The sequence below is a fragment of the Arthrobacter sp. BG5 genome (assembly GCF_056680155.1).
This window is the reverse complement of the sequence record NZ_CM155268.1, coordinates 1,267,660-1,291,641: the sequence shown is the minus strand read 5'-3', so window position 1 is coordinate 1,291,641 and position 23,982 is coordinate 1,267,660. Positions and strand designations below refer to the sequence as shown.

Annotated in this window: 26 protein-coding genes; 10 read left to right on the top strand and 16 right to left on the bottom strand. The window is 69.2% G+C overall.

The window, feature by feature from the left end; all coding sequences use genetic code 11:
• Window positions 1–13 precede the first annotated feature (13 nt).
• Window positions 14–238 carry a DUF3188 domain-containing protein gene (locus AC1MBE_RS05895; protein WP_479781500.1) on the top strand — a complete coding sequence of 75 codons (225 nt, stop codon included), beginning with the start codon at window positions 14–16 and terminating at the stop codon, window positions 236–238.
• Here the strand turns inward: AC1MBE_RS05895 and AC1MBE_RS05890 are convergent.
• On the bottom strand, window positions 228–1,907 hold the full coding sequence (locus AC1MBE_RS05890; RefSeq protein WP_479781497.1) for a SulP family inorganic anion transporter: 1,680 nt from the start codon (window positions 1,905–1,907) through the stop codon (window positions 228–230). The genes AC1MBE_RS05895 and AC1MBE_RS05890 overlap by 11 nt on opposite strands.
• Window positions 1,904–2,281: an ArsR/SmtB family transcription factor gene (locus AC1MBE_RS05885; protein WP_479781495.1), complete on the bottom strand. Its 378-nt coding sequence runs from the start codon at window positions 2,279–2,281 to the stop codon at window positions 1,904–1,906. Before AC1MBE_RS05885 ends, AC1MBE_RS05890 begins: the two co-directional genes overlap by 4 nt.
• Window positions 2,282–2,428: 147 nt before the next feature.
• On the opposite strand from AC1MBE_RS05885, the gene AC1MBE_RS05880 reads away from it, so the two are divergent.
• From AC1MBE_RS05880 to AC1MBE_RS05865, 4 genes are read left to right on the top strand one after another with little or no spacing between them, the layout of a single operon-like run.
• Window positions 2,429–2,890, top strand: a complete 462-nt coding sequence (locus tag AC1MBE_RS05880; RefSeq protein WP_479781493.1) for an FAS1-like dehydratase domain-containing protein — start codon at window positions 2,429–2,431, stop codon at window positions 2,888–2,890.
• Between the two features lie 2 nt (window positions 2,891–2,892).
• On the top strand, window positions 2,893–3,330 hold the full coding sequence (locus AC1MBE_RS05875; protein WP_479781491.1) for a MaoC family dehydratase: 438 nt from the start codon (window positions 2,893–2,895) through the stop codon (window positions 3,328–3,330).
• A 15-nt stretch (window positions 3,331–3,345) separates the two neighbouring features.
• A complete protein-coding gene (locus tag AC1MBE_RS05870; protein WP_479781490.1) occupies window positions 3,346–4,623 on the top strand; it encodes an MFS transporter in 1,278 nt (425 codons plus the stop codon).
• A gap of 51 nt (window positions 4,624–4,674) precedes the next feature.
• On the top strand, window positions 4,675–5,742 hold the full coding sequence (locus AC1MBE_RS05865) for a UDP-N-acetylmuramate dehydrogenase (RefSeq protein ID WP_479781488.1): 1,068 nt from the start codon (window positions 4,675–4,677) through the stop codon (window positions 5,740–5,742).
• Between the two features lie 20 nt (window positions 5,743–5,762).
• Here AC1MBE_RS05865 and AC1MBE_RS05860 read toward each other — a convergent pair whose 3' ends face one another.
• Window positions 5,763–6,248, bottom strand: coding sequence for a hypothetical protein (locus AC1MBE_RS05860; RefSeq protein ID WP_479781486.1), 486 nt, complete (start codon window positions 6,246–6,248; stop codon window positions 5,763–5,765).
• 109 nt (window positions 6,249–6,357) lie between these two features.
• Between AC1MBE_RS05860 and AC1MBE_RS05855 the strand changes: the two genes are divergently transcribed.
• Window positions 6,358–7,491 carry a winged helix DNA-binding domain-containing protein gene (locus tag AC1MBE_RS05855; protein WP_479781484.1) on the top strand — a complete coding sequence of 378 codons (1,134 nt, stop codon included), beginning with the start codon at window positions 6,358–6,360 and terminating at the stop codon, window positions 7,489–7,491.
• On the opposite strand, the gene asd is transcribed toward AC1MBE_RS05855, so the two are convergent.
• From asd to AC1MBE_RS05790, 13 genes are all read right to left on the bottom strand, one after another.
• Complete coding sequence (gene asd / locus AC1MBE_RS05850) at window positions 7,488–8,630, bottom strand: aspartate-semialdehyde dehydrogenase (RefSeq protein WP_479781482.1); 1,143 nt, start codon at window positions 8,628–8,630, stop codon at window positions 7,488–7,490. The two genes, AC1MBE_RS05855 and asd, sit on opposite strands and share 4 nt — an antisense overlap.
• Window positions 8,631–8,706: 76 nt before the next feature.
• A complete protein-coding gene (locus AC1MBE_RS05845) occupies window positions 8,707–9,036 on the bottom strand; it encodes a hypothetical protein (RefSeq protein ID WP_479781480.1) in 330 nt (109 codons plus the stop codon).
• Between the two features lie 58 nt (window positions 9,037–9,094).
• Window positions 9,095–9,748: a hypothetical protein gene (locus AC1MBE_RS05840; protein WP_479781478.1), complete on the bottom strand. Its 654-nt coding sequence runs from the start codon at window positions 9,746–9,748 to the stop codon at window positions 9,095–9,097.
• A gap of 9 nt (window positions 9,749–9,757) precedes the next feature.
• Window positions 9,758–10,849: a WXG100 family type VII secretion target gene (locus tag AC1MBE_RS05835; protein ID WP_479781476.1), complete on the bottom strand. Its 1,092-nt coding sequence runs from the start codon at window positions 10,847–10,849 to the stop codon at window positions 9,758–9,760.
• Window positions 10,850–11,035: 186 nt separating this feature from the next.
• Window positions 11,036–11,254, bottom strand: a complete 219-nt coding sequence (locus AC1MBE_RS05830; RefSeq protein WP_479781474.1) for an NF038396 family protein — start codon at window positions 11,252–11,254, stop codon at window positions 11,036–11,038.
• Window positions 11,254–11,847: a dihydrofolate reductase gene (locus AC1MBE_RS05825; protein ID WP_479781472.1), complete on the bottom strand. Its 594-nt coding sequence runs from the start codon at window positions 11,845–11,847 to the stop codon at window positions 11,254–11,256. The genes AC1MBE_RS05830 and AC1MBE_RS05825 overlap by 1 nt, the downstream gene beginning before the upstream one ends.
• Entirely contained in the window at window positions 11,844–12,647 is an 804-nt protein-coding gene (locus tag AC1MBE_RS05820) for a thymidylate synthase (protein WP_479781470.1), read from the bottom strand. Before AC1MBE_RS05820 ends, AC1MBE_RS05825 begins: the two co-directional genes overlap by 4 nt.
• Window positions 12,648–12,680: 33 nt before the next feature.
• Window positions 12,681–13,079 carry a GntR family transcriptional regulator gene (locus AC1MBE_RS05815; RefSeq protein WP_479781468.1) on the bottom strand — a complete coding sequence of 133 codons (399 nt, stop codon included), beginning with the start codon at window positions 13,077–13,079 and terminating at the stop codon, window positions 12,681–12,683.
• Window positions 13,076–14,734, bottom strand: a complete 1,659-nt coding sequence (locus tag AC1MBE_RS05810) for a hypothetical protein (RefSeq protein WP_479781466.1) — start codon at window positions 14,732–14,734, stop codon at window positions 13,076–13,078. Before AC1MBE_RS05810 ends, AC1MBE_RS05815 begins: the two co-directional genes overlap by 4 nt.
• Before the next feature lie 79 nt (window positions 14,735–14,813).
• The gene (locus AC1MBE_RS05805; RefSeq protein ID WP_479781464.1) at window positions 14,814–15,779 is read right to left on the bottom strand and encodes an NUDIX hydrolase; all 966 of its coding nucleotides are present in this window, start codon (window positions 15,777–15,779) and stop codon (window positions 14,814–14,816) included.
• Window positions 15,780–15,790: 11 nt separating this feature from the next.
• Window positions 15,791–18,055, bottom strand: coding sequence for an RNA degradosome polyphosphate kinase (locus AC1MBE_RS05800; protein WP_479781463.1), 2,265 nt, complete (start codon window positions 18,053–18,055; stop codon window positions 15,791–15,793).
• A 103-nt stretch (window positions 18,056–18,158) separates the two neighbouring features.
• Window positions 18,159–19,160, bottom strand: a complete 1,002-nt coding sequence (gene mshD / locus AC1MBE_RS05795) for a mycothiol synthase (protein ID WP_479781461.1) — start codon at window positions 19,158–19,160, stop codon at window positions 18,159–18,161.
• A 302-nt stretch (window positions 19,161–19,462) separates the two neighbouring features.
• Window positions 19,463–20,161, bottom strand: a complete 699-nt coding sequence (locus AC1MBE_RS05790) for a winged helix-turn-helix transcriptional regulator (protein ID WP_479781460.1) — start codon at window positions 20,159–20,161, stop codon at window positions 19,463–19,465.
• A 352-nt stretch (window positions 20,162–20,513) separates the two neighbouring features.
• On the opposite strand from AC1MBE_RS05790, the gene AC1MBE_RS05785 reads away from it, so the two are divergent.
• From AC1MBE_RS05785 to ygfZ, 4 genes are all read left to right on the top strand, one after another.
• Entirely contained in the window at window positions 20,514–21,248 is a 735-nt protein-coding gene (locus AC1MBE_RS05785; protein ID WP_479781458.1) for a permease, read from the top strand.
• A gap of 183 nt (window positions 21,249–21,431) precedes the next feature.
• Window positions 21,432–22,046, top strand: coding sequence for a nitrobindin family protein (locus AC1MBE_RS05780; RefSeq protein WP_479781456.1), 615 nt, complete (start codon window positions 21,432–21,434; stop codon window positions 22,044–22,046).
• 72 nt (window positions 22,047–22,118) lie between these two features.
• Window positions 22,119–22,877 (top strand): flavodoxin family protein, encoded by a 759-nt coding sequence (locus tag AC1MBE_RS05775; RefSeq protein ID WP_479781455.1) that lies wholly within the window; start codon window positions 22,119–22,121, stop codon window positions 22,875–22,877.
• Window positions 22,878–22,899: 22 nt separating this feature from the next.
• On the top strand, window positions 22,900–23,982 hold the full coding sequence (gene ygfZ / locus AC1MBE_RS05770; RefSeq protein ID WP_479781453.1) for a CAF17-like 4Fe-4S cluster assembly/insertion protein YgfZ: 1,083 nt from the start codon (window positions 22,900–22,902) through the stop codon (window positions 23,980–23,982).

The following is a 23,982-nucleotide window of genomic DNA, read 5'->3' as shown; positions in this document are numbered from 1 at the left end:
GTAGACTGGCCTGGTGCTGAACGAATTCTGGGCCACCGCGTCAACCACCTACAAGGTGCTGGTTTTCAGCGCCATGGGCCTGATCGCCACAGGCATCGTGCTCAACCTCGTCGGCAACACCACCGGCAACCAGGGCCTGGCCTTCGGCTCGCTGGCCGTCATCGGCCTGGGCCTCATCCTGCACATCGCCGGCATCGTGGTCCGCGGCCAGACCATCCGGAAAAACCTCAAGCGCTAGCGGCGGCGTTCCGCAGCACATGGCTGCGGGCGTGCTCCACGGCCTCGGGCAGGCTGGCAAACAAATGTTTGTGGTGCCGCAAGGACCGGATCACGCCCACATTGGTCACCAGGTCCAGGTGCTGCGGCTGGATGCCTTTGAGCAGCACCGTGACGCCGCGCAGCTCCAGCGCCGAGACGACGTCAACCAGCGTGTGGGCCCCGGTCGCGTCGAGCATCCGCACCTGCGAGAGCCGGATGATCGCGACCTGGATGTCCTTGACCTGGCTGATTTCCTGCAGCACCCGCTCCGCGGCGCCGAAGAACATGGCCCCGTCCAGCCGGAGGATGGCGATGTGCCTGTCCCCGGGGGCGGGCGGGCCCGGGATGTCCTCGCGCTGCACTCCGCTGAGCGTGGCGAACTTACGCAGCGTGAACACCGCGGCCGCCACCAGCCCGATCTCAATCGCCACGATCAGGTCGAACGCCACGGTGATCAGCGCTGTCAGGACAAAGACGAAGGCATCGGCCCGGGTGGAGCGCAGCACCGCCACCACGGTCCGCCGCGAGACCATCCGTGTGGCCGTGACCATCAGGATCCCGGCCAGCACCGCCAGCGGAATCCTGCCCACCAGCCCTGCCGCCAGGTAGATGATGGCCAGAAGCACCAGGGCATGCACGATCGCCGCGAGCCGGGTTTTCGCCCCGGAACGGACGTTGACAGCGGTCCGGGCGATCGCGCCCGTGGCCGGCATGCCGCCGAAGAACCCCGCCGCCACCGAGGCCAGCCCCTGGCCGGTAAGTTCGCGGTCCGGGCTGTAGGTTCCGGTGGGCCGGCCGTCGGGACCGACCATGCCGGCGGCCACCCGCGCGGACAGCAGCGACTCGATGGCCGCGAGCATTGCGATGGACACCGCGGGCATGAACAACCCGCCCAGGGACGCCGGGTCCAGCGACGGCAGGGACGGCGCAGCCAGGGAATGCGGCAGGTCTCCGATCCGCGGGATCTGCAGGCCCAGCAGTTCGGCGGCCACGGTGGCCAGCAACACGGCGGCCAGGCTGGCCGGGACGGCCTTGGTGAACCGGGGCAGCAGGAACATCACGGCGGCGACGCCGGCCACCACGGCCAGCGTCTGCAGCACGGCGGGCGCGGTGGCCGTGGCCGCGCTCTCGACGGCGGCCAACAGGGTGTTGTGGCCCGGCACGCCCTGGGTGCCGGTGGCCATCGGCACCTGCTGCAGGAAGATGATGGCGGCGATGCCCAGGGTAAACCCCTCCACCACGGGCCAGGGGATGAACGCCACGGCCCTGCCCAGGCCGCTGACGCCGAGGAGGATGACCAGCAGCCCGGCCAACACGGAGACCAAGGCGATGCTGCCGGCGCCGTGCGTGGCGACCACGGGGGCCAGGACCACCACCATGGCCCCGGTGGGCCCGGATACCTGGACGTGGGAACCACCCATCACGGCGGCCACCAATCCGGCCACCACCGCCGTGATCAGCCCGGCCTCGGCGCCCACCCCGGAGCTCACCCCGAACGCAAGGGCCAGCGGGAGGGCCACGATGCCCACGGTGACGCCGGAGAGCAGATCCGTCCGCCAGGACCGGCGCAGCCCGTCGTAGTCGCGGCGGGAGGGCAGGAACCGGGTCAGGTAGCCCCGGGCGCCGCGGACAGTTGCGCCGGCGGTCATGAGCCGGACGCCTGGCGGGGTGAGGCCGGCAGTTCCTGGGCCAGCCGCAGCTGTTCGCCCGATTCGGCGAGGCTGTCCAGCAGGAAGATCCGGGCAATGGCCAGCAGCTCAGCGATCTTCGGGTGGGCCAACCGGTAGGTCACGGCGTTGGCGGTCCGCACCGAGGTCACCACCCGGTGCCGGCGGAGTGTGGCCAGATGCTGTGACAGATGCGAGGCCTCCAGGCCTGTCTCGGCCAGCAGGTAACTGACCGGGGCCGCGGTATCCGGTGCCGCCGCCAGCAGTTCCAGCACCCGAATCCGCGCCGGGTGCGCGAGGGCCTTGAACAGGTTGGCCTTGATCTCGTACAAGGGTGTCTGCGCTGCGGGAATCATCGCGGTCCTGCGCTTTCTTGGCCCGCGGCCGGATCATCCTCCGCCGCGGATTGCTGGATTGATGTTTCCATCATATCGCTCGTGCGCAAGGCCCGCCGTCGGAGGTAACGGAAAAGGCGCCCGGAGGCAGGGCGCTAGGCTGGAACCATGACTATCAATCCGGATCTGCAGGGCCGCAGTTACCCTGCCGCAGAGGTGTACGACGTCGGCCGCGAGACCATCCGCGCGTTCGCGCGCGCGGTAAAGGCCTCCCACCCCGCCCACTTCGACGTGGACGCCGCGCGGGCCCTGGGCCACGGCGACCTCGTGGCCCCGCCGACTTTCGCGATCATCGTCGCGCAGCGGGCCGACGCGCAGCTGATCGAGGATCCGGATTCCGGCATCGACTTCTCCCGCGTGGTCCACGCCGACCAGCGCTTCGTCCACCACCGCCCGATCGTCGCCGGCGACCGGCTGGTCGCCGAACTGCACGTCGACGGCGTCCGGGCCATGGGGGGAGGCGCCATGATCACCACCCGCTCCGAGATCTTCGCCCTCGACGGCGGGGAGCCCGGCGAGGCCGTCGCCACCACCACCTCGTCCATCCTGGTCCGCGGAGAGGGACAGTAGCCATGACTCCCACATTTTCAGAACTGACGGTCGGCCAGGACCTCGGCAGGCGCAGCATCGAGGTCACCCGCACCGACCTCGTGAAGTACGCCGGCGCCTCCGGCGACTTCAACCCGATCCACTGGAACGAGGCCTTCGCCACCGGCGTGGGCCTGCCCGGCGTGATTGCCCACGGCATGTTCACCATGGGCGCCGCCGTCCAGCACGTGACCGACTGGGCCGGCGACCCGGCCGCCGTGGTCGACTTCCAGACCCGTTTCAGCAAGCCCGTCCCGGTCGCCGACACCACGGGCACCCCGGAGGCCGGTGCGGTGATCGAGGTCAGTGCCGCCATCGGGGCGCTCGACGCCGGCGCGGGCACCGCCCGCGTGGACCTCACCGTCGTCGCGGGCGGGCAGAAGGTCCTCATGAAGGCCCAGGCCGTCGTCAGGCTGGCCTGACCGCATGATGCTGCCGTGAGGGTGCGTGCCGCCCCGTCCGCCGAGGTCACCCGGTGGCGCAACGCCGTCGTCGCCGCCTACGCCTTCAGCGGCGTAGCCTTCGCCAGCTGGGTGTCCCGGCTCCCGGCCATCCGTGACGGACTCGACCTCACGCCCGGCAACGTAGGCCTGCTGCTGCTGTGCATGACGCTGGGCTCCTTCGTCTCGGTCTCCGCGTCCGGGCTGATCGTGCTGCGCTTCGGCTCCAAGCAGACCATCCGGATCGGCAGCATCATGGTGGGCACCGGCCTGGTCCTCGCCGGGTTCGGAACCTCAATCCTGGTCAACCCGCTGGCCGTCGCCGCAGGGCTGGTTGTGGTCGGACTGGGCACGGCCAGCTGGAACACGGCCTCCAACGTGGAGGGCGCCGCCGTCGAACGCGCGGTCCGGCGGCACATCATGCCGCGGCTGCACGGCGCGTTCAGCCTGGGCACCGTAGCCGGCGCCGGCGCGGGCGCCTGGGCTGCCGGCGCCGGCGTGCCGGTCTTCTGGCACCTGGCCGCCGTCGGCCTGCTGGTCGCCGGCTCCGTGGCCACGGCCGCCCGCTGGTTCCGCGCCGACGTCACCCCGGTGGAGGACGCGAAGGACTTCACCCCGGCCGGGACGGACACCTTCGAGGACCCCTCCACCGGTCCGCTGCCGATCATCAGCCAGGCGACGCAGGGTCCGGACGAGCCGCTGGACAACAAGCGGCGGATCGCGCAGGCCTGGCGGGACCGCCGGACCCTGCTGCTCGGCGTCCTGGTGCTGGGCCTGGCCTTGGCCGAGGGGGCTGCCGGGGACTGGGTGGCCCTGGCGCTGGCCGACGGCCACGGCCAGTCCGACGCCGCCGGAGCCGCCGGGTACGGTTTGTTCGTCACGTTCATGACCGTGGGCCGCTTTGCCGGCACCCTGGTGCTGGACCGTTACGGCAGGGTCCCGGTGATGCGCTGGTGCGCGGCGCTGGCCGTGGCCGGACTGGGCCTGTTCGTTTTCGCGCCGGTTCCCTGGTTGGCCTACGTCGCCCTGGCCATCTGGGGGCTGGGCGCCTCGCTGGGCTTCCCGGTGGGCATGTCCGCCGCCGCCGACGACCCCGTCAAGGCAGCCGCCCGCGTCTCGGTGGTCTCCACCATCGGCTACGGGGCATTCCTCTGCGGGCCGCCCCTGCTCGGACTGCTGGCCGAGCACGTCGGCATCCTGCACTCGCTGCTAGCTGTCATGGTGATGCTGGTGGTCAGTTTCCTGCTCTCTCCGGTCGCCCGCAAGACCGCCTAGGGCGCTACCGGCCGGCTTCGAGAGGGTGCCCAACCCGGCTAGGCTGGTGGGGTGACCCAGACACTGCTTTCCGCCCTGACCACGGCCGGCGTCGGCGGCCCGGCCGCCGACTACGTCGAAGCCCGCACCGAGGCGGAGATCATCGACGCCGTCCGCACGGCCGACGACGCCGGCCAGCCGTTGCTGATCATCGGCGGCGGCTCCAACCTGCTGGTCGCGGACGACGGGTTCCCGGGCACGGTGCTGAAAATCGCGTCCGAGGGCTTCACCGTCAACGCCGAGGACTCGTGCGGCGGCGTCGCCGTCGTGGTCCAGGCCGGCCATAATTGGGACGAGCTGGTGGAGCACGCCGTCAGGCATGCCTGGTCCGGCCTGGAAGCCCTGTCCGGGATCCCCGGCTCCACCGGCGCGACCCCGGTGCAGAACGTCGGCGCCTACGGCGCGGACGTCTCGCAAACCATTGCCGCGGTGCGCACCTGGGACCGCGAACGCGGTGCCGTGCAGACGTTCACGAACTCGGAGCTGAAGTTCGGCTACCGCGACTCCCTCCTGAAGCAGACCACCTCCGGCGGGTCCCCGCGGTACGTGGTGCTGACGGTGGAATTCCAGCTGCCGCTGGGCCGGATGAGTGCCCCGGTCCGCTACGCCGAACTGGCCCGGGCCCTCGGCGTCGAGACCGGCCAGCGGGCCTATGCCAACGATGTCCGGCGCGAGGTGCTCCGGCTCAGGGCTTCCAAGGGCATGGTCCTGGACCCCGCGGACCGGGACACCTACTCCACCGGCTCTTTCTTCACGAACCCCATCGTGCCGGCCGAGGTCGCCGCGGGCCTGCCGGAAGATGCCCCCCGCTACCCGGGCGGCGCCGACGGGCTGACCAAGCTCTCCGCGGCGTGGCTGATCGACCAGGCCGGCTACGGGAAGGGATTCGGGCTTGACCCGGACGGCGTCTCCGGCGGGCGCGCCGCCCTCTCCACCAAGCACACCCTGGCGATCACGAACCGGGGCGGCGCCACCGCTGCGGACCTGCTGGCGGTCGCCCGGGAGGTGCGCCGCGGCGTCGTCGAACGCTTCGGCATTGAACTGCACCCGGAACCGCTGCTGATCGGCGTCGAGCTCTAGGACACAGCAGCAGGCGGGTGCTAGTTCCTGCCGCGGCGCGGGGTGACCTTGCTGAAGAGCATAAAGGTGAAACCGGAGGCCGCGGCGCCGAGCAGGAAGACCTGGCAGAACGCCACGGACTGGGCGCTGGGCCCGCTGCGCAGCAGGAGACCCGCGCAGGCGAAGGCCACCGCGCCGGCCAGCAGCGCAAGCGAGCCGAGCAGGAAGCTCTGCACCGTGGCGGGAAATTCCGCACCGGGATCGAGCTCAAGCTCGCGCCGGTCGCCGTCCGGCAGTGCCGGGGTCCGCGGCTGGAACGTCGCCGCGGTCACGAAGCTGGCCACCGCGATCACCATGCACACGGCGGAGACCGTCTGGAACGTTGTCATCATGGGGGAGAGGCGGGTGCCGCTGGCGATGGCGACGGCGAGGCCGGCCGCCATGCCGGCCGCGCTGGAGGCCCAGCCCAGCAGCGCCAGCCTCCTGCACACGGGCCGCAGCCGCGGCCACACATCAGCCAAAGTCATGCATCCACTTTAAGTAATCCGGCTGGGCGCACGCTGGGAGGCCGCCGGGCGGCAACCGGGCACTACCGTGACCCGCCGGACCGTCGTGTCCCGGCCCTAGGATGTTCCCATGGCAGCAGTGGCGCGCGTGCGTCTGACCCGGGGCGTTATGGGCCGGCTCCGCCTGGCCTCGCAGGGGCTGTCCGGCCCGGGATTCGGCTCCGTGCCGGCCGCTGTCCGGTCGATGACGGCCATGCAGGCGCAGGACCTGCAGGCCTCGCTGTGGGCGGTGGGACAGCGCGTGCAGGGTTCCCGCGCGTCCGATGTCCGCGCCGCGCTGGACCGCGGCGAGGTGGTCCGCTCCTGGCCGATGCGCGGCACGCTGCATCTGCTCGCGCCGGAGGACCTGAGGTGGGTGCTGGACATCACCTCCGGCCGCCTGATCAAAGGCCTCGCCGGCCGGCACCGGGGACTTGGCATCTCCGCTGCGGACATCGACGCCGCCACGGAGGCGGCGCTGCTGCGGGTCTCCGGCGGGGCCGCGGCCAGCCGGGCGGAGCTGTTCCGGGCCTTTGAACAATCCGGCCAGTCCACTGCCGGCCAGCGCGGCATCCATCTGCTCGGCATCCTGTGCCAGCAGGGCCTGCTGGTGCAGGGTCCGCTGGCTGGGAACCAGCAGCTGGTGGTCGCCTTTGATGACTGGATTACCACCTCGCGGCGGCTGGGCCGGGAGGAAGGGACCGCCGAATGGCTGCTGCGCTATCTGTACAGCCACGGCCCTGCCACCGAGCGGGACTTCGCGTGGTGGTCCGGGATTCCGGTGACGGAGACCCGGGCGGCGCTGGCCGCAGTGCGGGACCGGCTGGTGGAGCTGGAGTTCGAGGGGACGTCCTACTGGCTCTCGCCGCAGACGGCGGCCCTGCTCGACGGCGGCGTCGGCGGCGTCCCCGGCCAGCGCAGCGTGCTGGCGCTGCCGGCGTTCGACGAGTTCCTCCTGGGCTACACCGACCGGTCCATCGCGCTGCCCGCGCATCACGCGGACAAAATTGTCCCGGGCGGCAACGGGGTGTTCAAGAAAACCATCGTGGCCGGCGGCGAGGTGATCGGCACCTGGTCCGCGCCCGCGAAGGGGCGGGGCGGCGCCGTCGTGCCGGAGCCCTTCGACGACGTTAACGGACTGCGGCCTGCGGCTCGGAAATCCTTTGAGCTGCAGGCCGCGAAGTACCGGCGGTTCCTCGGGCTGGAGGAAGCCGGCGGTGCTTAGAGCGTGCCGGTGGCGATCTTCAGCATGCGGCGCAGCGGTTCCGCTGCGCCCCAGAGCAGCTGGTCGCCCACGGTGAAGGCGCTGATGTACTCCGGGCCCATTTCGAGCTTGCGGATGCGGCCTACCGGGATGTCCAGCGTGCCGGAGGCCGCCACCGGGGTGAGGTCCGCCATTGAGGCTTCCTTGGTATTGGGCACCACGGTGGCCCATTCGTTGTCCGCGTCGAGGAGCTTCTCGATCTCGGCGACGGAGAGGTCCTCGCGGAGCTTGAGCGTCAGGGCCTGGGAGTGCGAGCGCATGGCGCCGATCCGGACGCACAGGCCGTCCATGATGACGCGGTTTTCGCCGGCGGTGCCGAGGATCTTGTTCGTTTCAACCCCGGCTTTCCACTCTTCCTTGGACTGGCCGTTGCCGAGGTCCGCATCGATCCAGGGGATCAGCGAGCCGGCCAGCGGCACGCCGAACTGGGTCGCATCGATGTCGGTGCGCTGGTGCGCCAGGACCTTGCGGTCTATATCCAGGATGGCCGACGCCGGGTCGTCCAGTTCACTGCTGACCTCGGCGTTGAGCGTGCCGAACTGGCTCAGCAGCTCGCGCATGTGCCGGGCGCCGCCGCCGGACGCGGCCTGGTAGGTCATCGAGGTGCCCCATTCGACCAGGCCGTTTTTGAACAGCCCGCCGAGGCCCATCAGCATGCAGGAGACCGTGCAGTTGCCGCCGATGTAGTCCTTGACGCCGCCGGAGAGGCCGGCGTCGATGACGTCGCGGTTGATCGGGTCCAGCACAATGATCGAGTCGTCGTTCATGCGCAGGGTGGAGGCGGCGTCGATCCAGAGGCCGTCCCAGCCGCGGCTGCGCAGTTCGCCGTGGACGCGCTTGGTGTAGTCGCCGCCCTGGGCGGTGACAATGATCGGCAGCTTCGCCAGCGTCTCGACGTCGAACGCGTCCTCGAGCTTGCCGGCCGCACCGGCCGCCGCGCCGGCCACGGCGGGAGCGGCACCTCCGGCGTTCGAGGTGGAGAAGAAGACCGGGTTGATGTTGGCGAAGTCGCCCTCGTCCTGCATGCGCTGCATCAGGACGGAGCCGACCATGCCACGCCAACCGACCAGTCCGACGGACGGGGTAGCTGCTGTAGTCATTGGGCCAGTTTAGACTTTGCGGCGGCCCGGCCGCAGTCGGTTACGTCACGCGGGGGCCCGCCGGGGGCGGCAGGACCTACTCGACCGGCCGCGGCAGGTTGCGGGCCTTGCGCAGCTTCTCCGCCTTGCGTTCCTTGAAGTAGTTGTACCAGGCAGCGGCGAACGGGAAGATGCAGGCGGGAAAGACCCACCACACCTCGCCGGCGATGTGCCAGGCGTCCTGCCTGATGATCTGGACGACAAAGTAGACCAGCCCTCCCATGCCGATCGTCAGGAGGATGGCAAGGAAGAGAATGCCGTTGGCACTGTTGACCGGCTTGATGATGCCCAGCCCGTCGTCCTTGCGCACACCGTACTCCTCCTCGGTGTAGGCGACTATCTCGCCGTTTTCTCCGAGGCGGTGCATGACCCGCGTTTCCGGAGGCTGAGGCGGCAGATATCCCGGATCCTGGGGGACGTCCCTGCTACGCCTGGCCACGGGACTCCTCGATGGCTTGCAGCAGGGCGGCGTCGTCCAGGCCGGTGGTCTCCGCCACCACGTCAGTGGCGAAGTCGGGGATGCCTGTTGTCCAGGAGCCGCCCTCGCTGCGGACCAACAGGTGGTTCTCGGTCTCAAGGGTCTTGAACACCAAGTAGGCGGAGCCTCCGGGATTGTCCTGAACATGTTGTCGGACCAGACGCAGGGTCGCCTCGGCCGAGCTGATCGCGGGATCCTGGGCAAACACAAACCACGTTCCCAACAACCGCGGCTGAAGCATGAGGGCCACGTCGGGTGCTTCAATGAGAAGCACATTGTCCATGGCGTCTGCGGCCAGCAAGGACACCTCGGTCCACCGCGTTGCCTGGCCGAAGGCAGCCGCGACGGCTGCGGCGACACCGGTGACACCGACGTCTCCGTTATCGTCGACCGTGGCCATGTCGCGCGCCAGGAGCGAAGAAGCGCCAGCGGTGGACAGCGTGACATCGTCCATCATGTCCTCGGCCCGGAAGACGCTGACCGATCGGTCGCGTGCCGGGCCCTCAAAGACGTTGAGCAGGTAGGCGATTTCGCCCACGCCAAAGCCGATGACATCGACGCCGAGCCGTGGCTCGTAGGCGGTCTCGTCTTGAACAGTCATGTGAGTCTCCTAATCTCCGAAGCCAAGGAAGTTGGCGACGGACTTACCGGCATCTTTGACGTTGTCGGCAGCATCGCTGACGAACTTGCCGGGATCCTTGACGGCATTGGCGATGCCTTCTCCGACGTTCTTGCCGACGCTGGTGATGGTGTCCCAGTTCTCATAAACCGCGACGCCCACGCTGGCCACCTGGCAGATGGTCCCGGCTGGGGGCGGCATGAAGCAACCGACGCCGAGCATCGTTTTGCCCAGGCTGGCCGCGCCTTCCTGGAGTTTACCGTCCGAGAAGTTCCTGACCGTGTCCACGGCATTGAAGCCCACGCCCGCCCAGCCGAGCGTGCGCGACAGCCCCGACTTTCCGAGCCACTCCCAGCTTTTCCCGGCACCGAACAGTTGCCGCTCTTCGAGTAGTGGTGCGAGGCGGGACAGCCCCGGGAGGTGCCTGTTCAGGTCCTTGAGCGATGCGACGTCCGAAACCTTGTCCAGGATCCCAAGGGCCTTGTTTGACTCAGCCGACTTCTTCAGCAGGTCAGTCAGGGGCTTGCTGCCGAGGAGGTTCTTGGCCGCGAAACCCGGTCCGCCCACCCGGTGCCGTCCGTTGGTGAAGAACGCCTTGGCCAGCTCTGCCCGCTGGTTCTTGACGACCCAGCCGTACTGGCCGAGATGCTTCGCCAGGGTGAGTGGGGCTTTGATGTTTTTCTGGACCCCCATGAAGCCTTTAAGTCCGCTCACACCTCCGGCCAGAATTCCGCCCATCAGGGCTAGGCCGCCCGGCCCGGTTGCGCCCAGCGTCCCCGGAATTCCCGGGCCGCCGCCTGAGCCTGGAGCGGCGTTGCTGGCCTTCTCCTGCTCGTCGGCCTGCGTCATCAACCGCTTGGACTGCTCTTTCAGGGCGCGCGCGGTCTGAAGGATCTGGGTGCGGTGGTTCGAGTTCCACTCGGACTTGAAGCGGGCGCCGTCGGCGCCCTTCCAGGACGTGTTGTTGTTGATGACCGACGTCAGGGAGGTCGACTGCTGCAGCAGCGTCTCGGACGTCTTGCCGAAATTCTGCGCGAGCATGCGCAGCTGGGCGACGTCGGCGCCCCACAAGTTTCCTGCCATGATGGCATCCCCCTTTACGGGCAACAGCCTAACGGGCCGCTGCCAAGACCAAGTGCATTCCGGCTCGTTACCGCCAGGCCAAAGAATCTGACCCGCCCCAATCTAGCGGGGGGAGCGGGATCCCGCGATGGGGTGATCTCCCCATCGTCCCGCCCCGGTGACCCGGCGGCGAGGCCGGCGGGCGGCCTAGTCGCCGTCGGACTCTGCCAGCAGGGCGCTCTTGCGCCGGCGCAGGGCCAGCACCGCACCGAAAGCGAAGACCTGGGTGACGACGACGAGCACGATCGCCCCCGTGATCTTGTTGCCGCCCAGGATCATGGTCAGTCCCACGATCGCGGACAGCAGCGCCAGCAGGGGCAGCAGCATGTAGCCAAGGACAAAGAGGGTTTCAGGTTTGCGCAGCACTATTTGGCCTCCGTCCGGCGCCACAGCGTGATCCGGTAGCGGGTGCCGTTCGCGGCGGTCAGCCAGCCGTCGGCCGGGAGGCTGGCCTCCGCGGTCCAGTCGTAACCCAGCTCCGGCGCGAAGGTGTCGCCCTCGGTGGTGGTGTCGATCGTGGTGACCACGGCGACGTCGGCAAGGTCCAGGGACTGCGCAAAGATCTCCCCGCCGCCGATGATCCAGACCATCTGCTGGCCCGGTGCGAACTGGGACTCCAGCAGCGCGTCGTCGAGCGACGTGACGGCCAGGGCGCCGTCCGCTTCCGGCATCCCGCCCCAGCCGTCCTGCCGGGTGATGACGATGTTCGTGCGGCCGGGCAGGGGCCGGTACTTGTCCGGGAAGGATTCCCAGGTCTTGCGGCCCATGATGACGGGGTGCCCCGTGGTGAGCCGGCTGAAGTGCAGCATGTCCTCGGGCAGGTGCCAGGGCATGGAGCCGGCCTGGCCGATCACCCCGGTGCTGGTTTGCGCCCAGACCAGGCCCAGACCGGTGACGGTGCCGCGGAGCCGTTCGGTGAAATCGGCGGGTTCGATGGGGTTGCTGGTCGGGGTGCTCATACGGCGATCGGGGCCTTAATCGTGGGATGGTGCTGGTAGCCGACCACCTCGAAGTCCTCGAGGGTGTAGTCGAAGATGGATTCCGGCTTGCGGGTGATCTTCAGCTGCGGATATTCGTAAGGTTCCCGGCCCAGCTGCGTGAGGACCTGGTCCAGATGGTTCTCGTAGATGTGGACGTCGCCGCCGGTCCAGACGAATTCGCCCGGTTCCAGCCCGCTCTGCTGGGCCAGCATGCACGTCAGCAGGGCGTAGGAGGCGATGTTGAAGGGAACACCCAGGAAAGTGTCCGCGGAACGCTGGTAGAGCTGGCAGGAGAGTCTGCCGTCCGCGACGTAGAACTGGAAGAAGGCGTGGCACGGCGGCAGTGCCATGTTCTTGAGCTCGGCCACGTTCCAGGCCGAGACAATGTGGCGGCGCGAATCGGGGTTGGCTTTGAGGTTGTCCACCAGCTCCGCGATCTGGTCGATGTGGCCGCCGTCGGGCGTGGGCCAGGAGCGCCACTGCACGCCGTAGACCGGGCCCAGTTCGCCGTCGGCGTCGGCCCATTCGTTCCAGATGGTGACGCCTTGGTCCTGCATCCACTTCACGTTGCTGTCCCCGCGCAGGAACCACAGCAGCTCCACCGCGACGGACTTGAAGTGCACGCGTTTGGTGGTGATCAGCGGGAAACTCTTGGCCAGGTCGAAGCGGAGCTGGCGGCCAAAGACGCTGCGGGTACCAGTCCCGGTGCGGTCCGATTTGTGCGTGCCGTGCTCCAGGACATCGCGCAGCAGGTCTTCATAGGGCGTTGGGATGCTCACGGTCCCAGTCTACTGAGAACTGGCTTCCGCACCTTATCCGTCTTGCTGGTTGAGCCTGGTCCGCACGATCGCCAGCAGGGCGCCGTCGTCCAGGCCGGCGCGGCGGCCCTCCGCAATGAAGCGGTCGACGGCGGCGGTCACGGCAGCGGCATCCGGCGCCGGGTTGTCTGCGGCGGGCGCGGCCGTAGGCGGCGCGGCGACGACGGTTCCATTGCGCCGGCCGGTCTCGATTAGTCCGGACTGCTCGAGTTCCTTGTAGGCCCGGGCTACGGTTCCGGCGGCTATGCCGAGGTCCGCGGCGAGGCTCCGCACGGTGGGCAGCCGGGTTCCCGGCGGCAATGCCCCGACGGCCACCAGCGAGGCGATCTGCACGCGGATCTGCTCGTAGGGCGGCGTGGCGGAGCGCAGGTTGAGCGAGATCCCTGCACTCATGCGGCGGGCTCGCGGTCCCGCCGCGGCGCGGGGCCGGCGGGGGCACGCGTCGGGCCGGCAACGGGCATGACGGCGATGACCGTGGCCGCGGCGCCCAGGATAGCCCCCGCCAGGGTCGCCGGCCACCACGAAGTGGCGGAGGGGTTGAACGGCTCACCGAAGGATTCGGCGGCGAAGACCGCAGCCCAGGCCGGGCCCTGGGCCAGCAGGAGCACCGCAGCCTGGGCGGTGAACATGGCCGCCACGGTCCGCACGGCCCGGTGGACGGTCACCGCGCGCAGCGCGGCGTCCATGCCGGTAGCCAGTCCGGGTACCCCGCGCCGGCGCCTGGCCGCGAGGACCGCAGGTACCGCGGCAGCCGCCCCGCCGGCCGCGAGGAGGGCCGGCGGAACCCAGCCCGGGTCCCCGTGCAGCCGTGCCTGGCCGGCAGCGGTGACTGCCAGCGCCAGCACAAAGGCCAGCAGGGCCAGGACGGCGGTGGTCAGCATGGCCGGGCCCACCGGTTGCCGCGGCCAACTGCGCGGCGCCGACGAATCCCCGTAGTTGTGCTGCAGGAGCAGCTCGCCGGCGGCAATGACCAACAGCACGGCCACCGCCACCAGCGTCACGAAACCGGCCATCCCAAAGCCCGCAACCTCGGCCATCAGCCCGGGGACGATGAACACCCCGGCCACCAGCGGAACCCCCGCCGCGAGGCCCAGCAGCGGGCCCAGCGAGGAGACCAGCCGGACCGCGGGGTGCCGGCCCCCGGGCTGGAGCCCGTCGACCGGCCGGTTTCCGGCGCCCAGCCCCGCGGCCGCGATCCGGGGCGGCCGCCACAGCCACATCACCAGGAGCACCACCATGCCACCCAGTCCGGCCGGATTCGTCCACGACAACGAACCGGTGGACGGGTCGGGACGTGCCGCGAAGTTCCCGGCAATCACGCCCAGCCCAGCGGCGACCGTGGCAGCGGTCCGGAGCAGCCGGTTCATGGCGATGGTGCGCAGGACCGCATTGTCGGCGGCGTCAAGGGCCTCCAGTTGGCGGCGGCTGGCGATCAGCCACAGCACCAGCCAGGTCCCGACGGCCAGGACGGCCAGGGCGCCGCCCAGCCAGGCTGCCAGCTCGACCCCGGGAATGCGGCCGTCGCCGCCCTGCGTCTGCCGGGTGTACGGGCCGTCCACCACGGTTTCGGGGGGAACGGGGGCGTACCCCGGGAGGGTGGCGATCCACGCGATGAGCGCCGCGGCCGCGGCGAAGATGACCGCGGTGGCTGCCGCCAGCCGTCGCGGCAGGAAGTCGCGGATCCGCCGGACCGAGAGCACGGTCTGCCGCCGCATCCGCCGCGGCCCCGGATAGCTGATCTGGCCGAGGGCGTGTACGCCCAGGCAGCCCAGGACCGGCCAGGTAAGGGCCGGCAAAATCGTCCCGGGGGTGGTCAGGGCGCCGCCGGCGGAAGGGTCGGCCGGAATGATGCCCAGGTTCATCGCGCCCTGGAGCGAGCTAGCCAGCCAGCCGATGACGCCCACCCACAGCGCGTGTTCGGACACCGACGACGGGGACGTGCCGGTGTTCGGTGCCCAGATCACCCAGCGGAGCACGGCGTACACCAGCACGGCGGCGATGATCGGGCCGAGCAGCAGCATCGACGGAAAGTAGAACTCGCCCGGCATGAAATCCCCCAAAGATCCCGCAGTTATGTACCAAGTACTTGATACAAACTAGGCCCGGCGGACGCCGGGGTCAAGAACCCTAGTCGTCGAAGGGCCGGAACTGTTCCACGGCCACGACCTTGCCCTTGCTGTGCGTAACGTGGCAGACGATGATTTCGCCGGGCGAGAGGAAGGGGTCCGCGGACGGCAGCAGGGCCCGCAGCCGGGAGTTCATGTGCTTGCCCAGCTGCGCGAAGACCGTCGGCAGCGCCGGGCGGTGCGTGCACAGGGCCACGGCGCGCCCCTTGTCGAACAGGGACTCCACGACGTTGGCGGTCTTGTGCGGGCTCCGGCCGTGCAGGTGCTCGGTCAGCGATTCGTGCAGCTTGACCTTGGCGTCGACGGCCTTGGCGTAGGGCGCAACCGTGGCCACGCAGCGCAGCCACGGGCTCGTCACCACCCGCGGCGGGCTCCAGGCCTGCAACAGCCGCCCCACGGCCTGGGCCTGGCGTGTTCCGGTGGCGGCCAGCGGACGGTCCCCCTCGGCCTTGGACCAGGACGAGCGGGGCTTGGCCTTGGCGTGCCGCAGCACCAGCAACGGCCAGGTGTCCAGCTCGCCGCGGGAATGGGCCGCTTCCAGCTGCTCCAGCGGGACGCGGTCGCTGGGGTTGCTGAGCAGGCCGGCTGCCTTCTCCGGCGAGCACCACATCACGCTGTCCACCTCCTTGCCGTCCGGGCGCAGCGGGGCGCCGTCGACGTCGACCGCCCAGTAGTGCACCACTTTCAGGCCCGCCGCCACGTGGTAGTGGATGGGCGGCAGCGGGATGCCCAGCGGCGCCTTGAGGCCGATTTCCTCTTCCACCTCGCGGGCGGCGCATTCGGGCACGGTCTCGCCCGGATCCAGCTTGCCCTTGGGCCAGGACCAGTCGTCGTAGCGGGGGCGGTGGATCAGCAGGACCTCAAGCTTGTCCTTGTTGACGCGCCACGGCAGGGCACCGGCCGCGACGACGGCTATCGCCTCGCCGGGATGGTCGGTCTGGTCCGCGACCAGGGAATCGCTGCTCACAAGCCGCGGCCCTAACGCAGGCTCGCCGAGCGCTGCCGCGAACGCGACGCGAGCAGCCATGACTGGACGTCCTGCAGCGCGGCGCCGTCCTCGGCAAGGTGGTGGCGCACCCATTCGCCGCTGTTGTCCAGATGCCAGCTGGCCGTTCCGGGGTCCATGTAGCGGCGGAGCATGTCCAGCACATAGCTGGTGTCGTCCCCGCTGCTGAGCTGCACGAGCGCCTCGACGCGACGGTCCAGGTTGCGGTGCATCATGTCGGCCGAGCCGATGTAGACAACGGGGTCCCCGGCGTTGGCGAAGGCAAAGACGCGGGAGTGCTCCAGGAAGCGGCCCAGGACGGAGCGCACGGTGATGTTCTCGCTGAGTCCCGGGACGCCGGGGCGCAGCGAGCAGATTCCGCGGACAATGACGTCGACCTGCACACCGGCCTGGGAGGCCCGGTAGAGGGAGTCGATGATGGCTTCATCCACCATCGAGTTCACCTTGATCTGGACGCGGGCGGCGATCCCGGCCCGGGCGTTGCGGATCTCGGTTTCAATCCGGTCGATCAACCCGGAGCGTACCGACCGCGGGGCTACCAGCAGCCGCTTGAATGTGGACTTCGGTGCATAGCCGGACAGCTGGTTGAAGAGCTTGGACAGGTCCTCGCCTACCTGCTCGTTGGCCGTCAGCAGGCCGAGGTCTTCGTAGTACCGGGCGGTGCGCGGGTGGTAGTTGCCGGTGCCGATATGGCAGTAGCGGCGCAGCCCGTCCACCTCCTGGCGGACCACCAGGGAGAGCTTGCAGTGCGTCTTGAGGCCCACGATGCCGTACACCACGTGCACGCCGGCCTGCTCCAGCTTCCGCGCCCAGGAGATGTTGGCCTGCTCGTCGAAGCGGGCCTTGATCTCCACCAGGGCGAGCACCTGCTTGCCGGCCTCGGCGGCGTCGATCAGGGCGTCAACGATGGGCGAGTCGCCGGAGGTGCGGTACAGGGTCTGTTTGATGGCCTGCACCTTCGGGTCCGCGGCGGCCTGTTCGAGGAAGGCCTGCACGGACGTGGAGAAGGAATCGTACGGGTGGTGCAGGAGGATGTCCCGCCGCCGCATCGCCGCAAAGACGTTCGCCGCCTTGGAGGTTTCCGATTCGTTGAGGTACCGGGAGGTGTGCGGGACGTGCTTTGGGTAGTGCAGGTCCGCCCGGTCGATCCCCGCGATCACGGAGAGGCCCCGCAGGTCCAGCGGTGCCGGGACGGAGTAGACCTCGGATTCCTCCACCCCGAGTTCGCGGATCAGCAGCGCCCGGATGTTGGGGTTGATGTCGTTGGTGACCTCAAGCCGGACCGGCGGGCCGAAGCGGCGGCGCAGCAGTTCCTTTTCCAGCGCCTGCAGCAGGTTCTCGGCGTCGTCCTCCTCGACCTCGACGTCCTCGTTGCGGGTGACGCGGAAGATGTGGTGCTCCAGCACCTCCATCCCGGCGAAGAGCTGGTCCAGGTGGACGGCGATGACCTCCTCGAGCGCGATGAAGCGCGCCACCCGCCCGGGCACGGAACCGGCACGCGGGCCGTCGATCGAGATCAGCCGCGGCAGCTGGTCCGGGACCTTGACGCGGGCGAAGAGTTCCTTGTCGCTGACCGGGTTGCGGACCACCACGGCGAGGTTCAGCGAGAGCCCGGAAATGTAGGGGAACGGGTGGGCGGGGTCCACGGCCAGCGGGGTCAGGATCGGGAAGACCTTTTCCGCGAACATGGCGCTGAGCTGGTCCTTGGCCTGGTCGTCCAGCTCGTCCCAGTGCATCAGGTGGATGTGTTCGTATGCCAGCGCGGGGCGGATCTGTTCGGCGTAGACGCGGGCGTGGCGCTGCTGGAGCCGGTGGGCGGCCTCGCCGATCTGTTCCAGGACCTGCATGGGGCTCAGCCCGGCGGGGGAGGGCACGGCCAGGCCGGTGGCGATGCGGCGCTTGAGCCCGGCGACCCGGACCATAAAGAACTCATCCAGGTTGGAGGCGAAGATGGACAGGAAGCCGACGCGTTCCAGCAGGTAGAGGTTGGGATCTTCGGCGAGTTCCAGGACGCGTGAGTTGAACGCCAGCCAGCTCAGCTCCCGGTCCAGGAAGCGGTCGGGGCTGATGTCGCCCTCCGGTTCGAGGTTGGGGGCGAACTCGGGGATGTCGATCCGGTCCTGGGTGGCGCGCGAGGCGGGCACTTCGGAGGAGCCGAACCGTGCCCGCGCGGGACGCGCCGCCTTGTCCGGCGTAGCGGCTTCAGACTTGGCTGTCCGGGCAGATTCCCGTTGCATGGTCTCTCCTAATGCTGGCGCGATTTAGCTTCAACCTTACAAGGATTCAGATCCGGATGAGCCCAGGTTTCGCCCGCCGCCGGCCGCCCGGCCGCCGGCCTGGTTACCGGCCTTCCCGCGGCGCGTACATGACGTCCACGTCCCAGCGCGAAAAGCCGAGCCGCCGGTACAGGGCGACGGCGGGGATGTTGTCGGCGTCGACGTAGAGCATGACGGCGTGCAGGCCCTGCTGCTGCAGGTGCTTGATGCCGGCGATGGTCAGGGCCTTGCCCAGCCCGGTGCCCTGAGCGGCGGGTGCGACACCGACGACGTACACCTCGCCGATCGCCGGGTGCTCCCCGTGCCGGGGGTGCACCTTGGTCCAGTGGAAGCCGAGGATCCGGCCGGCGGCGTCGACGGCGAGCAGGAAACCGGCGGGGTCAAACCACGGCTCGGCCATCCGGGCCCGCAGGTCGTCCAGGCTCATGTTCCCTTGTTCGGGGTGGTGGGCGAAGGCCGCCCGGTTGACCGCGAGCCAGGCCTCCTCGTCCTGCCCCGGCACGAAGCTGCGCAGCGAGATGCCCTCCGGCAGGGCGGCGTCGGGCAGTTCCGAGGCCGCGGTGGCGAGCCGCATCTTCCACAGTTCGCGCACCGGGGCGTACCCGTAGCGCGCGGCGAGGTCCGCGGCTGCTTCATGGTTGCCGTGCGACCAGGCCTTCAGCCCCGCGAAGCCGCGCACCTTCTGAAGCTCGGCCACCAGCCGGTCCGCCACGCCCTGGTTGCGGTAGCTGGGATGGACAGCCACCTCCAGTACCCCGGTACCGTCGGCTTCCTCGACGACGACGGCGAACCCCGCCAGGTCGTTGCCCCGGGCCGCTCCGGAAACGGGGCCGGAGGTGACGGAGTCGTCGCGGGTGTAGTCGGGGGAGTAGAGGGCCAGGGCCAGCACGCCGTGCGGGCCGGTGCCCGCGGCGCGCAGGGTCACCAGGGTCTGTTCGGACAGCGGCGGGTTGCCGTCGGACTCCTCCGCGGCGGCCACCAGGGTCTTGACATCCTGCAGCAGCCGTTCATCGACGGCTCCCTGCAGGGTGAGTACGGGCCAGTTCTCCGGATGCGCGGGACTCATGGTGCAAGGCTATACGTCCGCTGCCCGCCGGCGCGTGGAAAACCCGCGGATTTGATGCATCCGCCCGGGGCACGTATAGTCAATATCTCATCCGGCTGAACGGTGCATAACCGTTGAGTGGATGTGAGGGGGATCCACCACTGGGGTGGCCTCGATACGTTCGACCCGTATGTCCTCCACTGCAACGCCACGCGGCGCACGAAAGCCCCGGACTCCTGAGTCCGGGGCTTTTTCGTGCTGCGCTGCGGGGGCTGTACCCGGGGCGGGAGCCGGGTCCGGGGCCGGGCCCGGGGCCGGGCGGGTCAGGCCTCGGTGAGTTCCTCGTCCGGTTGCCGGACCAGGGTGAGGCGGTACCCGACGTTGCGCACGGTGCTGATCAGGTTTTCGTGGTCGGCGCCGAGCTTGGCCCGGAGCCGGCGGACGTGGACGTCCACGGTCCGGGTGCCGCCGTAGTAGTCGTAGCCCCAGACCTCGGTGAGGAGCTGCTGGCGGGTGAAGACACGGCCGGGGTGCTGGGCCAGGTACTTGAGCAGTTCAAATTCCTTGAACGTCAGGTTGAGTGCTGCCCCGTTGACCCGCGCCGTGTAGCTCGCCTCATCGATCACGACGCCGGCCGCCCGGATCTCCGTGGGGGTGTCGTCCGCATTCGGCAGGGCGCGGGCGACGCCGAGCCGGATGCGCGCCTCCACTTCGGCGGGACCGGCGGACTCCAGGAGGATGTCGTCCACAGCCCAGGCGGAGGAAACGGCGGCCATGCCGCCTTCCGTGAGGATCAGCATGAGCGGCGCGCTCAGCCCGGTCGCCTTGAGCAGCTGGGTGAGGGAGCGGGCGCCCACCAGGTCCTTGCGGGCGTCAAGCAGCACGATGTCGCACGGATCGGTTTCGAGCAGCGCCGTGGGTTCGGCGGGAAGAATGTGGACGCGGTGGTTGAGCAGTTCCAGCGCAGGAAGGACATCCACCGATGAGCCGGTGCTGTTCGTCAGTAGCAGGATGTGCGACATGGTTCCTCCAAGGGGTGTCCGCGCATCATTGGGCGTCTGAACCGGGCTTCCACCGGCCGGTACTGGGCTTCCGGACGGTGCCTGCCTGCGGCTGCCGGAGGAAGCGTAGCTGAGCTTTGAGTATACCCAAATGACCCTCGGCAGACAGTGTTCCGCCGCTCCAGCGTCCTTCTTTTGCGACACAAAACGTTCACATAGGGCAGGATTGATCCGTCAGGGCCTGCCGCTCCGGCGGAGTCGAGCAGGCCGAATTGGTCCGCAGTGAGCGAAGGTGCCGGTTGATCGTGGCTATGTTGATCGTGGGGGACCGCGTTGGGAGTGCCCGGCCGGGGCACGCCCCGGGGGGAATGCAGTGAGGTCACGGAGCGTAGGTGTCATCGGCCTGGCCGGCCTGGCCGCGATCGTTGCCGGGGCTTACTCCACGCCGGAGGCGCTGCTGGCCGTCGCCGCCGTCACGGCCGCATTCGTCGGCATCGGCTGGCCGCACTTCCTGGGCATCCCGGCCAAGAAGACCCTGGCCGCCCTGATCGGCCTGCCTGGAATCGGTTCAGCAGTGGCGGCCACCTACCTGCCCGCGCCGGGTTTCCTGAACTGGACGCCCGCGTTTGTGGCGGCCGGGGTGATGGCCATCTTCGTGATGCAGCTGATCCGCGGCACAGGCCAGGCCCAGCGGCTGGAATCCACCCTGGGGTCCAGCGCCGGAGTCCTGTTGTCCTGCCTCGGCGCCGGCTGGATCGCCTGCTCGCGCTTTAACGGGGTCAAGGAAATGCTGCTCATCGCCGCCATCAGTGCCGCGATCGCCCTGATGGCGGGCCTGATCCGCTGGCCGGACCGGATCGTCGCGCCGCTGGGCATCGTCGGGGCGGGGCTCGCCGGTCCGCTGGCCGGCCTGGTGTTCTCCGACATCGCCGTGCTGCCGGCCGCCCTCGTCGGGATCGCCGTCGGCGCCGTCCTGGTCAGCTTCCGCCGGCTGGTGATCATCCGGGGCACCACCTTGAACCTCCCGGCGGTGCTGGGGATGGGCCTGGGGCCCGTCTCCGCGGTCGGTTCGCTGGCCTACTTCATAGACAAACTACTCCTTCACTAAAGCGTTAGGATGGCATCATGTCCGTACTTGCATTTGAGATCTTCTTCCTTGTCCTGCTCGGCGTGGCCAGCCTTTCCATGGCCTGGTTTGCCGGTTTTGTCGTCTACCGGCTCTTCAAGGGCCAGAAGTAGACAGCCTTAACCTGTACCCGTCCAGAACCCGTAGTTTCCAGAGGTAGCTGCTGTGCCGATTGAAATTCCTACAGATCTGACGCCCGAAATCGTTCCGCTGTCCTGGCTCATTGGTGAGTGGGAGGGCCGGGGCCGGCTGGGAGCCGGGGAAGAGGACTCGGAACACTTCCTCCAGCACGTCTCCTTCACCCACAACGGCCTCCCGTACCTGCAGTACCGGGCCGAGTCGTGGCTGACGGACGATGAGGGAACCAAGCTCCGCCCCCTGACCGTGGAGACCGGCTTCTGGGCCCTGGAGCGCAAGCAGCGCGACGAAGACGGCGGCCCCGGGCTCATCCCGGCCGACATCGTCCCGGTGCTCAAGAGCGCCGACGAGGTCGAGGAACTGCGCAACAGCGACGGCGGCTTCGACATTTCCGTCTCCATCTCGCATCCGGGCGGGATTTCCGAGCTGTACTACGGCCAGATCAAGGGCCCGCAGATCCAGCTCAGCACCGACATGGTGATGCGCGGCAGCCACTCCAAGGAGTACGCCGCGGCGACGCGGATCTTCGGCCTGGTCGACGGCAAGCTGCTCTGGCGCTGGGACGTTGCCGCCGGCAAGGGGTCGACGCCGGGCGGCGGCCTGGAGGCGCATGCCTCCGCCATCCTCGGCAAAGTCGGTTGAACCGCGCGTCCGGCGGGAAGCCGCGGTCTCACTGAATTTCCGTTGTCCGCAGCGAACGCAGGGAGCACCACAGTGAACGACACAGCAGGCGGCACCCCAAGCAGCGCCTCCAGCGGCGCCGCGGCACCCGGCAACTACAGCGACCTCAAGGCCGTGTTCTTCAACGGGACCCTGAAGAAGTCACCGGAGACCTCCAACACGCAGGGCCTGATCGAGATCAGCCGCCGGATCATGGAAAAGCAGGGCCTTGCCACCAGCGTCATCCGGACGGTGGACCACGACATAGCCAGCGGCGTCTACCCGGACATGCGCGAGCATGGCTGGGCCAGCGACGAATGGCCGGCCCTGTACCCGGCCGTGCAGGAAGCGGACATTGTGGTGATCGCCGGACCCATCTGGCTCGGTGACAACTCCTCCCAGACCAAGAAGTTGATCGAGCGGCTCTACGCGCACTCCGGCGAGCTGAACTCCAAGGGCCAGTGGGCGTTCTACCCGAAGGTGGGCGGCTGCCTGATCACCGGCAACGAAGACGGCATCAAGCACTGCGCCATGAACGTGCTCTACAGCCTCCAACACATCGGCTTCACCATCCCGCCGCAGGCCGACGCCGGCTGGATCGGCGCAGTGGGTCCCGGGCCCAGCTACCTGGACGAGGGCTCCGGCGGACCGGAAAGCGACTTCACCAACCGCAACACCACCTTTATGACGTGGAACCTGCTGCACCTGGCCCGGATGCTCAAGGACGCCGGCGGCATCCCCGCGTACGGCAACCTGCCCGAAGGCTGGGAGGCCGGCACCCGATTCGACTTCGAAAATCCGGAATACCGCTGAGCGCTGAGGACTTCTACTTCATATGACTACCAAGAGCCCACTGCTGTCGCGCCCGGGCGCCGTTGAAGCCGCCGGTGCGGACGCCGGCGTCGCCGCCCACTACGGCGAGCCGCTGCGCGAGCAGCGTGCGCTGGCCGCCGGCACCGCCGTCGTCGACTTGTCCCAGCGCGGAGTGGTTACGGTGGCCGGCCCGGACCGGCTGAGCTGGCTCAACACCCTGTCCTCCCAGCAGCTCACCGCACTGGCGCCCGGCCAGTCCACCGAGCTGTTGCTGCTCAGCGTGCAGGGCCGGATCGAATTCGACGCGCGCGTGCTGGACGACGGCGCCACCACCTGGCTGATCGTGGAGGCAGCCGAGGCCGCGCCGCTGGCCGACTGGCTCACCCGGATGAAGTTCATGCTCCGGGTCGAGGTCGCCGACGTGTCCGCGGGCTGGGCCGTGGTGGGGTCCACCCGGCCGGTTCCCGAATGGTCCGGGCTGCTGGTCTGGGAAGATCCATGGCCGCATGTGGGCGCCGGCGGCTACTCCTACGCCGTGGTCGGTGAGGACGCCCACCCGGGCTTGGAGCGGCCCTGGTTCGAATACCTCGTCCCGGCCGCCGAGTTCGAGGCCACCGTCGCGGGACGCCCGCTGGCCGGGGTCCTGGCGGCCGAGGCGCTCCGCATCGCCGCGTGGCGCCCCCGCTGGGGAGCCGAGACCGATGACAAGACGATCCCGCACGAACTGGACCTGCTGCGCACGGCCGTGCACCTGGCCAAGGGCTGCTACAAGGGGCAGGAAACCATCGCCCGGGTGCACAACCTGGGCCACCCGCCGCGGCGGCTGGTCTTCCTCCAGCTGGACGGCTCGCAGCACACGGTGCCCGCCGTCGGCAGCGAAGTGCGGGCCGGCGAACGCAAGGTCGGCACGGTGACGTCCGTGGCGCAGCACTACGAGATGGGGCCGGTGGCCCTGGCCGTGATCAAGCGCTCCGTCGCCCCGGACGCGGTGCTGACCGTGATGGACGGTGACGAACCCTACACCGCGGCGCAGGAGACCATTGTGGCGCCTGACGCAGGCCAGGTCGTGGGACGGCAGACCGGATTCCTCCGGGGGACCCGGTGA

Coding starts and splice junctions, on each gene's coding strand:
- AC1MBE_RS05890 (WP_479781497.1), bottom strand. CDS start 1,907: ATGACCGCCGGCGCAACTGTCCGCGGCGCCCGGGGCTACCTGACCCGG.
- AC1MBE_RS05885 (WP_479781495.1), bottom strand. CDS start 2,281: ATGATTCCCGCAGCGCAGACACCCTTGTACGAGATCAAGGCCAACCTG.
- AC1MBE_RS05880 (WP_479781493.1), top strand. CDS start 2,429: ATGACTATCAATCCGGATCTGCAGGGCCGCAGTTACCCTGCCGCAGAG.
- AC1MBE_RS05875 (WP_479781491.1), top strand. CDS start 2,893: ATGACTCCCACATTTTCAGAACTGACGGTCGGCCAGGACCTCGGCAGG.
- AC1MBE_RS05860 (WP_479781486.1), bottom strand. CDS start 6,248: ATGACTTTGGCTGATGTGTGGCCGCGGCTGCGGCCCGTGTGCAGGAGG.
- AC1MBE_RS05855 (WP_479781484.1), top strand. CDS start 6,358: ATGGCAGCAGTGGCGCGCGTGCGTCTGACCCGGGGCGTTATGGGCCGG.
- asd (WP_479781482.1), bottom strand. CDS start 8,630: ATGACTACAGCAGCTACCCCGTCCGTCGGACTGGTCGGTTGGCGTGGC.
- AC1MBE_RS05845 (WP_479781480.1), bottom strand. CDS start 9,036: ATGCACCGCCTCGGAGAAAACGGCGAGATAGTCGCCTACACCGAGGAG.
- AC1MBE_RS05840 (WP_479781478.1), bottom strand. CDS start 9,748: ATGACTGTTCAAGACGAGACCGCCTACGAGCCACGGCTCGGCGTCGAT.
- AC1MBE_RS05835 (WP_479781476.1), bottom strand. CDS start 10,849: ATGGCAGGAAACTTGTGGGGCGCCGACGTCGCCCAGCTGCGCATGCTC.
- AC1MBE_RS05825 (WP_479781472.1), bottom strand. CDS start 11,847: ATGAGCACCCCGACCAGCAACCCCATCGAACCCGCCGATTTCACCGAA.
- AC1MBE_RS05815 (WP_479781468.1), bottom strand. CDS start 13,079: ATGAGTGCAGGGATCTCGCTCAACCTGCGCTCCGCCACGCCGCCCTAC.
- AC1MBE_RS05810 (WP_479781466.1), bottom strand. CDS start 14,734: ATGCCGGGCGAGTTCTACTTTCCGTCGATGCTGCTGCTCGGCCCGATC.
- AC1MBE_RS05800 (WP_479781463.1), bottom strand. CDS start 18,055: ATGCAACGGGAATCTGCCCGGACAGCCAAGTCTGAAGCCGCTACGCCG.
- mshD (WP_479781461.1), bottom strand. CDS start 19,160: ATGAGTCCCGCGCATCCGGAGAACTGGCCCGTACTCACCCTGCAGGGA.
- AC1MBE_RS05790 (WP_479781460.1), bottom strand. CDS start 20,161: ATGTCGCACATCCTGCTACTGACGAACAGCACCGGCTCATCGGTGGAT.
- ygfZ (WP_479781453.1), top strand. CDS start 22,900: ATGACTACCAAGAGCCCACTGCTGTCGCGCCCGGGCGCCGTTGAAGCC.